The 13125-nt window shown below is 53.6% G+C and carries 14 protein-coding genes; 6 read left to right on the plus strand and 8 right to left on the minus strand.

The window, feature by feature from the left end; all coding sequences use genetic code 11:
- Window positions 1-45: 45 nt before the first annotated feature.
- The 6 genes from fdxB to nifE all read right to left on the minus strand — a co-directional run bounded on the left by fdxB (window position 46) and on the right by nifE (window position 4735).
- Window positions 46-363 carry a ferredoxin III, nif-specific gene (gene fdxB / locus ACH5Y9_RS16855; RefSeq protein WP_171696455.1) on the minus strand — a complete coding sequence of 106 codons (318 nt, stop codon included), beginning with the start codon at window positions 361-363 and terminating at the stop codon, window positions 46-48.
- Window positions 364-372: 9 nt separating this feature from the next.
- Entirely contained in the window at window positions 373-588 is a 216-nt protein-coding gene (locus ACH5Y9_RS16860; RefSeq protein WP_020484884.1) for a CCE_0567 family metalloprotein, read from the minus strand.
- A gap of 8 nt (window positions 589-596) precedes the next feature.
- Entirely contained in the window at window positions 597-1070 is a 474-nt protein-coding gene (locus ACH5Y9_RS16865) for a NifX-associated nitrogen fixation protein (RefSeq protein ID WP_205453406.1), read from the minus strand.
- A gap of 347 nt (window positions 1071-1417) precedes the next feature.
- Window positions 1418-1849: a nitrogen fixation protein NifX gene (nifX, locus tag ACH5Y9_RS16870; RefSeq protein ID WP_445366923.1), complete on the minus strand. Its 432-nt coding sequence runs from the start codon at window positions 1847-1849 to the stop codon at window positions 1418-1420.
- Window positions 1850-1893: 44 nt separating this feature from the next.
- On the minus strand, window positions 1894-3291 hold the full coding sequence (gene nifN, locus ACH5Y9_RS16875; protein WP_033157158.1) for a nitrogenase iron-molybdenum cofactor biosynthesis protein NifN: 1398 nt from the start codon (window positions 3289-3291) through the stop codon (window positions 1894-1896).
- 1 nt (window position 3292) lies between these two features.
- Complete coding sequence (nifE, locus tag ACH5Y9_RS16880; RefSeq protein WP_033157159.1) at window positions 3293-4735, minus strand: nitrogenase iron-molybdenum cofactor biosynthesis protein NifE; 1443 nt, start codon at window positions 4733-4735, stop codon at window positions 3293-3295.
- Window positions 4736-4951: 216 nt separating this feature from the next.
- On the opposite strand from nifE, the gene ACH5Y9_RS16885 reads away from it, so the two are divergent.
- On the plus strand, window positions 4952-5809 hold the full coding sequence (locus tag ACH5Y9_RS16885) for an ion transporter (RefSeq protein WP_415879987.1): 858 nt from the start codon (window positions 4952-4954) through the stop codon (window positions 5807-5809).
- Between the two features lie 43 nt (window positions 5810-5852).
- On the plus strand, window positions 5853-6650 hold the full coding sequence (locus ACH5Y9_RS16890) for a hypothetical protein (protein ID WP_445366924.1): 798 nt from the start codon (window positions 5853-5855) through the stop codon (window positions 6648-6650).
- 32 nt (window positions 6651-6682) lie between these two features.
- On the opposite strand, the gene ACH5Y9_RS16895 is transcribed toward ACH5Y9_RS16890, so the two are convergent.
- Window positions 6683-6946: a YgaP family membrane protein gene (locus ACH5Y9_RS16895; RefSeq protein WP_445366925.1), complete on the minus strand. Its 264-nt coding sequence runs from the start codon at window positions 6944-6946 to the stop codon at window positions 6683-6685.
- 8 nt (window positions 6947-6954) lie between these two features.
- Complete coding sequence (locus tag ACH5Y9_RS16900; RefSeq protein WP_445366926.1) at window positions 6955-8232, minus strand: NAD(P)/FAD-dependent oxidoreductase; 1278 nt, start codon at window positions 8230-8232, stop codon at window positions 6955-6957.
- Window positions 8233-8438: 206 nt separating this feature from the next.
- Between ACH5Y9_RS16900 and msrB the strand changes: the two genes are divergently transcribed.
- From msrB to ACH5Y9_RS16920, 4 genes are read left to right on the plus strand one after another with little or no spacing between them, the layout of a single operon-like run.
- Entirely contained in the window at window positions 8439-8831 is a 393-nt protein-coding gene (gene msrB / locus ACH5Y9_RS16905) for a peptide-methionine (R)-S-oxide reductase MsrB (protein ID WP_205453401.1), read from the plus strand.
- A complete protein-coding gene (locus ACH5Y9_RS16910) occupies window positions 8828-10135 on the plus strand; it encodes a M18 family aminopeptidase (protein ID WP_445366927.1) in 1308 nt (435 codons plus the stop codon). The genes msrB and ACH5Y9_RS16910 overlap by 4 nt, the downstream gene beginning before the upstream one ends.
- A 47-nt stretch (window positions 10136-10182) precedes the next feature.
- Entirely contained in the window at window positions 10183-10764 is a 582-nt protein-coding gene (locus tag ACH5Y9_RS16915) for a YfiR family protein (RefSeq protein WP_445366928.1), read from the plus strand.
- The gene (locus ACH5Y9_RS16920; protein WP_445366929.1) at window positions 10757-13117 is read left to right on the plus strand and encodes an EAL domain-containing protein; all 2361 of its coding nucleotides are present in this window, start codon (window positions 10757-10759) and stop codon (window positions 13115-13117) included. The genes ACH5Y9_RS16915 and ACH5Y9_RS16920 overlap by 8 nt, the downstream gene beginning before the upstream one ends.
- Window positions 13118-13125 lie beyond the last annotated feature (8 nt).

The raw sequence follows: 13125 nt of genomic DNA on the forward strand, positions 1-13125 counted from the left end.
GTCCGAGAACCGACATTAAAAAGGCCGTCGCGCCAGCGACACAAACTAAGCCGCCGCCTTATGCTGATGCGTAAAACAATCCTTAGGACACACCTTGGAACACGCCTCGCAACCAATACAGTCGGCAGCATTTTTCAGACTCATCACCATGCTGTTATCGTCATCGTCCTCAAAATCGCCGTAATCGTCGCCAAAATCTTCGGCTGATAAGGCTTCGTCTTTTTCGACCAAATCAAATACGTCGCGCGGACAAACCTTGAAACAACGGCCGCAACCGATACAAGTACGCTGATTGATATCGGTAACGTAAGACGGTGTCCAAACGGTGCCGCCAAAGGTCACGCCGGTTACAAATTCGCTCATGATCGTCTCCTAGGCCGTTTCTTTGCTGGCAGCCAAGAACTTCTTGTTGGCATCATCCCAGGCTTTGCAGGCGTCGTAAGTGGCTTGCGCAATACCCATCAGCTCACCATAGGCATCCGGCAATCTGTCTTCGATCAAATCGTGCAATACCGAGGCAGCCTCACTAGCAATACGCTTGGCTTTTTTTACGTCTTTTTCCAATACTTTCAGTTCTTCGTCGCTCATCGCACACCTCAAGCTTCGGCTACTTCTCTATAGGTTGTGATCAAACCCAGCGCTTTCTCAATGGTGGCGTCGGTTTTGGCCGCCAAATCTTCCAGGCTGGGGAAACCAAAGCGGTGCACATCGCGCAAGACTTTATCCACCACGATCAACTTACCGACCAGTACCAAGGCCCGGCCGAAACCTTCGTGAGTAATGTTGATCACCGGCACCGCCATCAAGCCGCCTTTTTTCTCGATCAACGAAGCGATGGAGTTGTAATAGGCTTTAACGCGAGCCAAGGTAATTTCATCGGGATCGCCGATAATCGGTATCTCGCGTTTGCGTTCTTTGGTCATTACCAAAGGATCGATGATCTTTTCTTCCGACCAGCCTTCGTAGGTGTCGTAGGTATCGAGTGCGCGCAGTTGTTTGACCATCTCGACGACGATTTCCGAGGTCATATAGGGGTCGCCAGCTTCGACGACTAATGCGGGTTGGGCCATGGTGGTTCTCCTAATTTAGTGTTTAATCAATTTGAATACTTTTAATCGCGCTAGGCTCTAAACCCCGTATGCCGCGCCGAGCACCGAAGCGTTTATCGAGAATTGCCCGAAGGGGTGCGGCAAGGAAGCCGCACGTCGGCGGAGGGGCTGGGAAGCCCCTTCTGCCGACCCTCGATAAACGCTTCGGCGCGCAGGGTCAAAGCGGCATTTCGGGTGTCGTTTCTTTTGGATACTTTTCTTTGGACAAGCAAAGAAAAGTATCGCGGTTGTCGGTCCGCGAACCGACATTAAAATCAGTCGTTGCGTCAGCGACACAAAAATCCGGCCGTTAAGTAGCCGCGACAAAATCATTCATCCCACCCCTCCTCTTCCATCGCGTTAAACCGCTCCGGATTGGGGCCTTTGTGTTGGTTGATGGCTTTGGCCAGCCAACTGGATGGGCCGGCTTTCATTTCGGCTTGTAAATCCGCGACCAGATCCTTGACGGTGCTACCTTCGTGGACTTTGACGGGCTGAATGCCTTGCGCGACGATTTGTTTCACTGCAGAGGCACCAATCGCCAGGCAATACACGGCCGCGCAGCCTTCCAGCAACTGAATCTTCACCGACAACTTGTCTTCGTTACCATCTTGTGCGAGTTCGCCAAATTGCGCAGCTTCCATGAATTCGAACTGTTCCGGATCCACTGCGTAGACAGCAAACGATTTGGCTGAGCCAAAATGCTGATCCACATGCACCATGTCGGTAGTGGCAAATGCGACTTTAATAGCGGTTTCCATAGGCATCCTCTGTTCGTGGGTATGCAAAACGTGCATGCGGCGGGCTAATGACATGACGGCGAGCACGCTTGACGTTCGGATTCGGGTTTTTGCGCATACGGCGAGTAGTAAGGCTCGATCTCCTCGTGGGCAAAGTTGATCACCAAATTGGCTAAATCAAACAAGGTTTGCCGAGTGCCGCGATAGCCTATCCAGGTTTTTTGATAGCCACCGATGATGTCGTAGAGCGGAAAGCCAATGCGCAGGATCGGTATCCCCAAGCGTTCAGCGCTGGCGACCGCGTGTGAGTTACCGATCAGCAATTGCGCCTTGCGCTCCTTGGCCATGACTTCCAAATCTTCCAGGTCGCCGATCTTGATACTATCCACCGGTGCCGTTGCCAGCACCGGGGTATTTCCGGCGCAGATGGCCGTAACCACTTCCGCACCCATGCCTTGTACCAGATGAATCAAAGCATTGAGTTGATCTGGATCAGCTGCGATAGCCACCCGCAGTTGACCGAGCATGAAATGGGTATCCAGCATCGCGTCTTGCAATTGCGCGCGCTGCCGTTCAATCTTTTGCGGCACCGGCATTTCGCTGATGTCGGCCAGCGTAGTGATCAAGGCGTCATTGGCTTGCAGGCCATACAGATGATCAAAATAGAAACTGGGCACACCAGTTTTTTCCTGTAACAGTTCACCGGATTTACGCAGAGATGCGCCGATAATTAAGCTTGCTTTAGCTTCACCCAAAGTCGCCAACTCGGACACTGGCGTACCGCCGATGGTCACCGGCGAGAAATCGTCGTCGGTCAAGCTGCCGTCCAGAGAGTCGGACAAATCGGGCACCAATACAGGCCGTAAATTGAATTGCTCGATCAAATCGCGCAAAGCTTCCAGGTCGCCGGGTGTTAGCATCGGACTGACCAGGCAGTTGACTTGGCGCTGACGATTGCCCGGCTTGGTCCCTGCGGTTTCCGCGTCCGGCACCAGAGCTTTGATAATTTCGTAAATCGTCGCCGCATAGCCGGTTTCCACGCAGCCGGTGAAGTCGGGCGTGTTCACCGCGACCACGGCGACGTGAGCGTATTCCGGATAACGGTCGCGAAATTCGCGGACGTTACGGTGCACGTCACAGCCTTGAGTTTCCGCCAAACCGGTGGTCAGTACCGCAATCAAGGCCGGGTTGGATTTTTCGGCAATCGCTTTGATGCCTTCGATGACATTTTCGTCGGCACCCAACACGGAGCTGGCTTGATCCATGGCAGTGGTTTGCAGCGGAATCGGCTCTCGGAAATGCCGCACGAAAAACACCTTGGCAAACGCCGTGCAACCTTGCGAGCCGTGCAGCATCGGAATCGCCCGATCAAAGCCCAGGCAGGCCAAGGAACCGCCGGTCGGTTGACTGGCCTTTAGCGGATTGACCGACAGGGCTTTATTGCGTTTGACGATGTCGGCCATGCTATGCCGCCTGAGCCGCTAAAGGCTCTGCTGGCGCCTCGATAGTGGCCGATTTTTTCAGGCCTCCGGTGCGCCAGGGCGGTGTCGCCCGCACAGCTTCCCAAACCGGGCTTTCCAAAGTCAAAGCCAGTTGCCGGACCAGTTCCAGCATGCCTTGATAACCTTCGTAACCGAACTCGCGCTCTTGATTGATGTCCAGGAACGGAATCCGCGCTTTCAACGCGGTGTACATATTACGGCCGCCGGCGATCAGAATGTCGGCTTTGTAATCGGCAACGACTTTTAACAGCGCCTTCGGGCTGCCGTCTTCGATCATCAGCGTGTCTTCGCCCATTAATTCACGAATCCGCGCTTTGTCTTCTTCGGTAGATTTCTTGGTGCCGGTAGCCACCACCACCATGCCCAAATCTTGCAGGGCCGAGATCACCGACCAGCTTTTCACGCCGCCGGTAAACAACAATACCCGCTTGCCTTTTAGCCTTTCTCGCCAGGGCGCCAGTGCTTCGCGGATGCGGTTTTCCTCGCGGGCAATGATGGCTTCGGTGCGTTCGATTAAATCAGGATCGTTAATCACTCTGGCGAAGTCGCGCAAAGCCTGGCTGGTATCGGTAATGCCGTAAAAACTGCCTTCGAACCACGGCGTGCCATAGCTTTGTTGTAGTTTACGGGCCACGTTGACCATGGCCTTAGAGCACACCATCATATTGACTTCGGCTTTATGCATGGTTTGCACTTCGCGGAAGCGGGCGTCGCCGGACAAGGTACACAATACGCGCAAGCCCATTTCGTCGAGCAGCGGTAGCACGTGCCAAAACTCGCCGGCGATGTTGTATTCGCCCACCAGATTCACGTCATGTACCTTGATACCGGGGCGCTCGGTGCCGGGCGGCAACGGATCAGGATCGCGGGTGCCGATCACGTGATTGACCATTGCGTCGCCGGCGATGCGGTTACCCAGGTTTTTGGTGCCGTAGAAGCCGGCGCAATCAATAGGTACGACCGGCACGCCCCAGCGTTCGGCGGCGGACTTGCAGGTGGCATTGATATCGTCGCCCACCAAAGCCGGTACGCAGGTGTTGTAAATGAAAACAGCTGGCGGATTGTAGGTTTCGATGGCTTGTTTAATCGCATGAAACAGGCGTTTTTCGCTACGCCCCATCACCACGTCTTGTTCGGTCAAATCAGTGGTCATACCGATTCGGTATAATTCCGAGCCGGAAGAACGGGTGCCGCGGTTGTCCCAGGAACTACCGGCGCAGGCGATAGGGCCGTGGACGATATGAGCCACATCGGCGATCGGCAGCAACGCAATTTGGGCGCCGTCGAAAGCGCAGCCTCCCGCCGCCGAACCGGGTTTGGGTTTGGCGCAGCCGGATTTTTCCTTCTTGTTATGCTCGCAAGCCGGTTCGTCCAGCAGTTCCGCAATATCTTTGGTCGATTTCATAACACAACCTCACGTTTTTAATAATGCTTCTGCAACGGTTGTGCCAACTTATAAACGCTTGAATTTTCTATGCTTTGAGCCAAGCTCATTTGTAGCAAACCCGACAATCTACCGCTGGCGCCAAACAAAATATTGTCTGAGTTAGCCCGACCGCCGGGACCGGATTTATACTTTGCCCGCCAAGCAGCACTCCCCTACCGTTCACCATCGAGAACCATGACCGCTAAGCCCAAACGCCAGCACCGCTACAATCAAGGCACGACACTTTCCGCGTGGCGCGAGGCGCTGAACCAAATTGTGTTTGGTTCGGAAACCGCCGCCGGTCGGCGCTTCGATATCGCCTTGATCGTGGCGATTTTGCTGAGCATCGTGGTAGTGATGCTGGACAGCGTGGCCGATTTTCAACAACGTTACGCGACGGCGCTGTTCTGGGCGGAATGGCTGTTTACCGGTTTGTTTACGTTGGAGTACGCGCTGCGTTTGATATGCGTACGGCGCCCTTGGCTGTATGCCCGCAGCTTTTTCGGGATTGTTGATTTGTTGTCGATACTGCCGGCTTATCTGGGTTTGCTGCTACCCGGCGCGGAATACATGCTGACTTTGCGGATTTTGCGGCTATTACGGATTTTCCGGGTGCTAAAGCTTTCCGAATATCTGGAAGAAGCCGACATTCTGGTGGTGGCTTTGGTTAATAGCGTACGAAAAATCACCGTGTTCTTATACGCGGTGCTGACCCTGGTCGTGGTGTTCGGCACCTTGATGTATGTCGTCGAAGGTCCGACCGCTGGCTTTACCAGTATTCCCAAAGCCGTGTACTGGGCCATTGTCACCATCACCACGGTCGGGTATGGTGACATCGCGCCGAAAACACCGTTCGGGCAGATGATCGCTTCTACCATTATGATCATGGGCTACGGCATTATCGCCGTGCCGACCGGCATTTATAGCGCCGAATTGCTCAACACCCGCAAAAACCAGAATCTGGATAACCGCGCCTGCCCGGATTGCGGGGCCGCCAGCCACGATTTCGACGCGGCGCATTGCAAGTATTGCGGGCATCGCTTGGACGAATAGTGGCTGCTCTATCCCTTAAACTACCTGTAGCGCAACACAGCTAATGCTGGAAGAGTTTTGGCATTATTTGGGCGTGCGCACCACCAGCCGCGAAGCGCGCTTATTGGGTTACGCTCGGGAAATGGCCGCTTTGCAAGTCAGGCACCGCCGCTGTCGCCAGGCTTGGCGACAGCATATCCAAGCCACTCAGCAGGCTTTGCTGAGTGCCGCACAATTGCTAGGCGATACGGGTGGCGCCGCCCTGATTATCGGCGGTGGCAGCGCACACGATCTACCCATCGCCGAGTTATTGCAGCATTTCGATCAGATAGTGTTGTTGGACATTGCCTTTAGTTACCCAAGCCGACGCCTTACCAAATGTTGGCCAAACCGAGTGTTTTGTCGTCCGTATGACGCCACCGGCATCGTGAACTGGCTGGCTCAGCATCGGCAAATCCCGCCAGCAGCGTTGGTGCGGAATCCTATAGCGCCCGAGTTAGCGGTTAAACCGCGTTGGGTCGCGTCGGTCAATTGCCTGACACAATTGCCTCTGCTTCCGGTGGACTGGTTGGCAAATACCGCCGCTGAGCCACGACAATTGGAAGCTTTCGGCCAGGCCTTGATGCTTGCTCACCTATATTGGCTGGATAGCTGGCAAACGCCGGTTTGTCTGATCACGGAAATTGCGGATCAACGCCATAGCCGCGCCGGCTTGCTTGATCGAACGGATTACCGGCCCGTTTTGAGTGCCTATCTTCAAAATGCCAATCAACTGGCCAGCTGGGATTGGCTGGTCAACCCACCGGGTGAATTGCCGGAAGGGGGTTGGGAGTCGCGAACAGTAGCGGCCTATTTAAAGTAGACCGCTATGCTCTGTGCGAGAACTAAGTTTGATTAGGCCGAACAGAAAACAGCCGAATCGCCGTCTGGCAACGATCCGGCACTTTGACTTAATCCATCAAAACGCGCAACCCGATTTAACCCAAGCTTTTTCAGAATAATCGCCAGCGGACAAAAACCGCCGAACGACGCTTGCACTAAATTAGCCCCCACAAACGCGGTAAACCAAAGCCAATTCGGCGAATGCCAGTGCGCCAGCGCCAGACTGATCAGAACGAACGAGCCGGCAAACGCCATTACCAGACGATCAATAGACATATAGCCTGCTATTTCAAACGCACCACGCCGAGGAATTTCAAGATCATGCGTTCATAAAATGGTTCGCTGATGCCGTTTTTAATCTTGCGCATGAAGTATTTCTCAAAACCGATTTTCGCCAGATGCACCCATTTGCCATGGTTGGACCAAGTGGTATTTCGGGGCGGGATTTGCGGCACGGCCAAGAACGCCACGCCGGTGTCGCCCAAGTCCGCCAGGCACAAAGCGCTTAAACTCGGCATGTCCGACGGCTGTTTGCCGGCCAGTTCGTCGCGGATGTTGTGGGCGGTAGCCGTCACCATGGATTCGATCATGTAACCGGTTTTAGGGGTACCGGTCGGCACCGGGGTTTTCTCCACCGGCGGCAAGGCGATGCAGACCCCGACCGAGTAAATGTTTTTGTAGGTGGGATTACGTTGATGTTGATCTACGATCACGAATCCCCGCGGATTGGTCAAACCTTCCGCGCCGCAATGGCGCACCGCATCTACGCCGGTAAAAGCCGGCAGCATCATGGAATGCTTGAACGGCACTTCATGTTTTTTCTTGTCGTTACCGTCTTCATCCACTTCGGTAACAAACATTATTCCGGCTTCGATTTTGTCGACTTTGGCGTTGGTGATCCATCTAATGGTCTTGTCGCGCAGCGCGCTTTCCAGCAAGCCTTTGGTGTCGCCGACCCCGCCGAGACCCAGGTGGCCGATATATGGCTCGGAGGTGACAAAAGTCATCGGCACTTTGTCGCGGATTTTGCGTTTACGCAGTTCGGTTTCCAGAATCATCAGATATTCGTAAGCCGGGCCGAAACAGGACGCGCCTTGCACCGCGCCAACCACAATTGGACCGGGATCGGCCATAAATTTGTCCCAATCCTCGGCAGCCAATGCAGCATGATCGACATGGCAGACCGATGAGGTATGCCCACCGTTCGGCCCCAAACCCGGTACTTCATCGAAGGCCAGGCGTGGACCGGTGGCGATAATCAAATAGTCGTAGTCAACCGAAGAGCCATCCGCCAGATCAATTTTGTTGTTGGCCGGATCGACTTTGGTCGCGGCCTTTTGAATGAAGTTGATGCCTTTTTTCGCCATCACCGGCGCCAGCTCGATTTTCAAATCCTCCGGTTTGCGCCATTTCGGCGGCACCCAGGGATTGGACGGCACAAAGTGGAAAGTCGGCGAATCGGAAATCACCACGACTTCATGCGTATTACCGACTGTTTCCTTCATTTCGTAAGCCATCGGCACGCCGCCAATGTCCGCGCCTAACACTACAATTCTTGCCATGACCTTCTCCTCGCTGCTGTTTAGATGAACACACTCTGCGTATTTATTATTTTTATAGTGGTGTTATATGCCTCAAAACCTTACGGCTCAAGAACATTAGGACCCCCCTGATGCAATGAACTGAAATATTCCCGGCTTTTGATTGCTTTTGATGCCGAGGTAGACTGGGTACAATGCCCATTAATCACAGCATGCGGAACACTACCATGACCGAGAAACACGATACTGAACAAGCCTGGCGCGAGAAGCTAACTCCCGAGCAATATCATGTCTGCCGGGAAAAAGGTACCGAGCCGCCCTTTACCGGCAAATATACCGATTGCGACGAAGCCGGCGTGTACCGCTGTGTCTGCTGCGGTCACGCCCTGTTTACTTCTGAACATAAATTCCATTCCGGCTGCGGCTGGCCCAGTTTTTGGAATCCGCTGAGCTCGGAAAGCCTGGATCAGCACCCCGATAACAGCCACGGCATGCGGCGAATTGAAGTGACCTGCCAGTCCTGTGGCGCTCACCTTGGCCATGTATTCGAAGACGGACCGCAACCAACAGGCCTGCGCTATTGCATTAATTCCGTGGCGCTGACACTGGAAAAATCATGATCTCCGCTCAGCAACAAGTGCAAGATTTGCTGGACTTCATCGACGCCAACCCCAGCCCTTGGCATGCGGTTGCCAGCATAGAAGAACGCTTGCAGGCGCATCAGTTCCAACGCATCCGGGAAAGCGACGCATGGTCATTGGCTAGCGGCGGGCGCTATTATGTGATCCGAGACGATTCTTCCATCGCCGCATTTGTCATCGGCAAACAAGCCTTGGCGGAAACCGGCTTCAAAATACTCGGCGCCCATACCGATTCGCCGGGGCTGCGCGTCAAACCGCAGCCGCTGATCGACTCGGACAAATTGCTGCGGCTGGCCGTGGAAGTATACGGTGGCCCGATTCTCGCCACGTTTACTGATCGGGATCTGAGTCTGGCCGGCCGTATTGCCTACCAGGATAAAAACGGCAACATCGCCAGCCGGCTTGTGCGCTTCGAAGAACCGTTGCTGCGTCTGCCGAATCTGGCGATTCATATGAACCGCGGCGTCAACGAAGACGGCCTGAAGCTAAAAAAACAAAGTGAGTTGCCGCTAATTTTTTCAGCCAGTGTCGAGCAACAATTACCCGCCGACCGGTTTCGGCAATTGCTGGAACAAGCCGGCAACATTGCCGCCGAGCGAATTTTAAGTTGGGAGCTCAATGCCTACGACACCCAGAAAGGCAGTCTGTGGGGTGATGGGCAACTGTTTTATGCCGATAGCCAATTGGACAATCTGGCGTCTTGCCATGCCGGACTGACGGCTTTGCTGGATGCACCGACACTGGATTCCGACAGCACGCTGGTCTGCGCGTTTTTCGATCACGAGGAAATCGGCAGCGAAAGCTGCAAAGGCGCGGCCGGCAGTTTCCTGCCGGATGTGCTTGAGCGTATCGCCAATGCGGTAGGCAGTAACCCGGACGACTACCGGCGTTCGCTAGCTAATAGTTTTATGGTTAGCGCGGATATGGCGCATGCCTATCAACCCAACTTTCCCGGCGCCTACGAACCCGGCCACAAAGTTATCGTCAACCATGGGCCGGTCATCAAGGTAAATGTTAACCATCGTTATGCCTCCGAATGCATTTCAGAGGCGACTTTCATCCGCGTTTGCCAGCAAGCCGAGGTGCCTTATCAAAAATACGCGCATCACGGCGATCTGCCCTGCGGCAGCACCATAGGCCCGATAGCGTCGGCGAAATTAGGCATCCGCAGTGTCGATGTCGGCTCCCCTATGTGGGCCATGCACAGCATTCGCGAAAGTGCCGGCGTACTCGACCATGCCTATATGATTCGGGCCTTGCGGGGATTTTTCAGCAACCGATAATTTTTCAACTATCCTTGCCTGATGATTTTATCCGGTAGGGAATAACCTTGGTTTCCGTCTTTTCCACTGATGACGCATTGTCGTTGCGGCGCGCTTTTGAGCTCGTAAAGTGGGTAATCCTATGTTGCGTTGTCAGTCAGCCGTCGTCGGCAGACGAACTGAACCTGGAATATAAGGTCAAGGCTGCCTATCTCTATAACTTCACCAAATTCATCACTTGGCCGGAAAAAGCCAGCCCCACCTTTAATATCTGTATCATCGGCCACGACCCTTTCGGCAGTCTGCTGAGCCCGCTGGAGAGCAAGACCGTTCAGGAAAAACCGATTCGGTTGTTCAAATTCGATGCGCCCAAACAGGCGAAAGATTGCGACATCGTCTATTTCGACAATCCCGAACAGCGGGCGGACCTTGCTTTACCCGGTGTATTACTGGTCGGATCGCTGAAAAAATCACTGACGGTCAGCAGCGAGCCGTTTTTTGCCGAATCCGGCGGCATGATCGGCTTTGCACTCGACGACGGCAAAGTCAAACTGCACCTCAACCTCAAGGCTTTGAAACAAAGCGGTTTTAACGTCAGCGCCAAACTCATCGAAGTTGCCACGCTGGTGGAGGGAAGCGAGCATGAGTAGATTCTTCTCGCGGCTATCCATCAAAGGCAAATTGTTCAGCATCGCCATCACCTCCAGCCTATTTTCCATGCTGTTGGCCTTGGTGATTTTGGTAACGGTGAACGTCACCGAAGTAAAGCGCAAGGCCCAAAGCGACTTAATCGCCGTAGCCAGCCTGATCGCCAACCGAAGTGTGGCCGCAGTGATGTTCGACGACGCCAATTTGGCCAAGGAAAACTTGGTGTCCTTGAACAATCTCCCCGATTTGCGCAGCGCTTGCGTCTACACCAAAAGAGGTCAGTTATTCACCTCGCTGGACAAGCAATCCGCCACCTGCCCGATCGTATCGCATGGCTTGCGTAATTATTTCGATAAACTCAACCTTTATGTTTATCAGCCCATGCGCCTGGACGACGAAATTGTCGGCGGAATCTTTCTGTCGTCGGACCTCAGTGCGGCCTTCTGGCGAGAACTGCAATTTATCGGTGTGGTGCTGATTGTATTGTTTGTGGCGTTATCGATTACCTTTTTGCTGACTGCCCCCTTATTAAACCGGGTGGCGAAACCCATCGCGCAACTGGCTAAAACCGCGCAGAAAGTCAGCCAGGAACACGACTATTCCTTGCGCGCAGCCAAGCACAGCAATGATGAAATGGGCATTTTGGTCGATGCGTTCAACGGTATGCTGGATACGGTCGAGATTCAAAACAAAGCCTTGATTAGTGTCAAAAATAACTTCCAGGCCTTGTACGACAACAACCCGACCATGGTGTTTAACCTGGATATGCAAGGGCAAATCATCTCGGTAAACCGCTTCGGCGCCCGCCAGCTGGGTTTGAGCGTTGAGGAACTGCAAGGCTGCTCTATTTTCAACTTCGCCCATCCCGAAGATATAGGCAACTGCAACCAGTTCTTCCAAATCTGCCGTAATCATCCCGAACAAGTACATAAGCTGGAAAGCCGCATCATCTGCCGCAACGGCAACATCATCTGGGCCAGGGAAACCGCGCGTCTGGTGAAAGACGAAAACAATCGTTCGCACCTGTTGCTGGTTTGCGAAGACATTACCGAAACCCGACGTCTCTCGGAAAAAATCGCTTATCAGGCCAGCCACGACGAATTGACCGGCCTAGTCAACCGCCGCCAATTCGACATCCATATTCAAAACTTGGTGTTGGAGGCGCAAGCCAACGATAGCCATCACGTTCTGTGTTATCTGGATCTGGATCAATTCAAAATCGTCAACGATACCTGCGGCCATCTGGCGGGCGACGAGCTACTACGGCAGCTCGGCGAAGTACTACGTCAACAAGTACGCAGAATGGACATATTGGCTAGACTGGGCGGCGACGAGTTTGGCATCCTGATGTCGTATTGTTCTCTGGAACAAGCCATCATCACCGGTGAAAAGTTACGTAATGCGGTATGCGACTTCCAATTTGCCTGGGAGAATCGCAGCTTCAACATCGGGGTCAGCATTGGTATCGCCCCCATCAATCGCGCCTGTGGCAATGCCGTGGATGTACTGAAAGAAGCCGATGCCGCCTGTTACGCCGCCAAGGAGAAAGGCCGCAACCGCGTACATATATTCAGTCCGGACGATGAAGAGCTAACACTTCGCCAAGGCGAAATGCAATGGGTGGAAAAAATCCGCCAGGGAATCGAGCGAGACCGCTTCCAGCTGTTCGGCCAACTGATCGTACCCATAGCCGCTAGTCGTGGTGGCCTGCATTTCGAGACCTTAATCCGCTACCGAGACGATCAAGATAAGGTGATTCCGCCCGGCGCCTTTCTACCTGCTGCGGAACGCTACAATATGGCTTCGCCTTTAGACCGTTGGGTGATCTCCCGTTTGTTCGAGCACTTGGCAACGACGCCAGGCTTTCTGGACCGACTGGAAATGTGCTCGGTCAATCTGTCCGGTTTGTCGCTGTCGGACCAAGCCATGCTGGGCTTTATCGACGAGCAATTCCGCAAATGGCAGATACCCACCCACAAGATTTGTTTCGAAATCACCGAAACAGCGGCTATCAGCAATCTTTCCTATGCCCGGCAATTTATCGATTCGCTGCGCCAAAAAGGTTGCTCGTTCTCCCTGGATGATTTTGGCAGTGGTCTATCGTCTTTTGCTTACCTAAAGAACCTACCGGTCGATTATTTAAAGATAGACGGGCTGTTTGTAAAAGACATACTGGATGATCGGGTGGATTTGACTATGGTTAAAGCGATCAATGAGGTGGCCCACGTGATGGGCAAAAAAACCATTGCCGAATTTGTGGAAAACCAGAGTATTTTCGATCTACTACAAACCTTGGGAGTGAATTACGCGCAAGGCTACGGTATTGCCAAGCCGGTACCCCTGCGGGAATTATGAGAAATCCT

Source organism: Methylomonas sp. BW4-1 (genome assembly GCF_052474385.1).

Excerpts from the sequence above, each read along its gene's own strand:
- nifE (WP_033157159.1), bottom strand. The coding sequence starts at position 4,735 with ATGAAATCGACCAAAGATATTGCGGAACTGCTGGACGAACCGGCTTGC.
- ACH5Y9_RS16865 (WP_205453406.1), bottom strand. The coding sequence starts at position 1,070 with ATGGCCCAACCCGCATTAGTCGTCGAAGCTGGCGACCCCTATATGACC.
- ACH5Y9_RS16895 (WP_445366925.1), bottom strand. The coding sequence starts at position 6,946 with ATGTCTATTGATCGTCTGGTAATGGCGTTTGCCGGCTCGTTCGTTCTG.
- ACH5Y9_RS16920 (WP_445366929.1), top strand. The coding sequence starts at position 10,757 with ATGAGTAGATTCTTCTCGCGGCTATCCATCAAAGGCAAATTGTTCAGC.
- ACH5Y9_RS16885 (WP_415879987.1), top strand. The coding sequence starts at position 4,952 with ATGACCGCTAAGCCCAAACGCCAGCACCGCTACAATCAAGGCACGACA.
- ACH5Y9_RS16890 (WP_445366924.1), top strand. The coding sequence starts at position 5,853 with ATGCTGGAAGAGTTTTGGCATTATTTGGGCGTGCGCACCACCAGCCGC.
- ACH5Y9_RS16900 (WP_445366926.1), bottom strand. The coding sequence starts at position 8,232 with ATGGCAAGAATTGTAGTGTTAGGCGCGGACATTGGCGGCGTGCCGATG.
- nifX (WP_445366923.1), bottom strand. The coding sequence starts at position 1,849 with ATGGAAACCGCTATTAAAGTCGCATTTGCCACTACCGACATGGTGCAT.
- msrB (WP_205453401.1), top strand. The coding sequence starts at position 8,439 with ATGACCGAGAAACACGATACTGAACAAGCCTGGCGCGAGAAGCTAACT.
- ACH5Y9_RS16910 (WP_445366927.1), top strand. The coding sequence starts at position 8,828 with ATGATCTCCGCTCAGCAACAAGTGCAAGATTTGCTGGACTTCATCGAC.
- nifN (WP_033157158.1), bottom strand. The coding sequence starts at position 3,291 with ATGGCCGACATCGTCAAACGCAATAAAGCCCTGTCGGTCAATCCGCTA.
- fdxB (WP_171696455.1), bottom strand. The coding sequence starts at position 363 with ATGAGCGAATTTGTAACCGGCGTGACCTTTGGCGGCACCGTTTGGACA.
- ACH5Y9_RS16860 (WP_020484884.1), bottom strand. The coding sequence starts at position 588 with ATGAGCGACGAAGAACTGAAAGTATTGGAAAAAGACGTAAAAAAAGCC.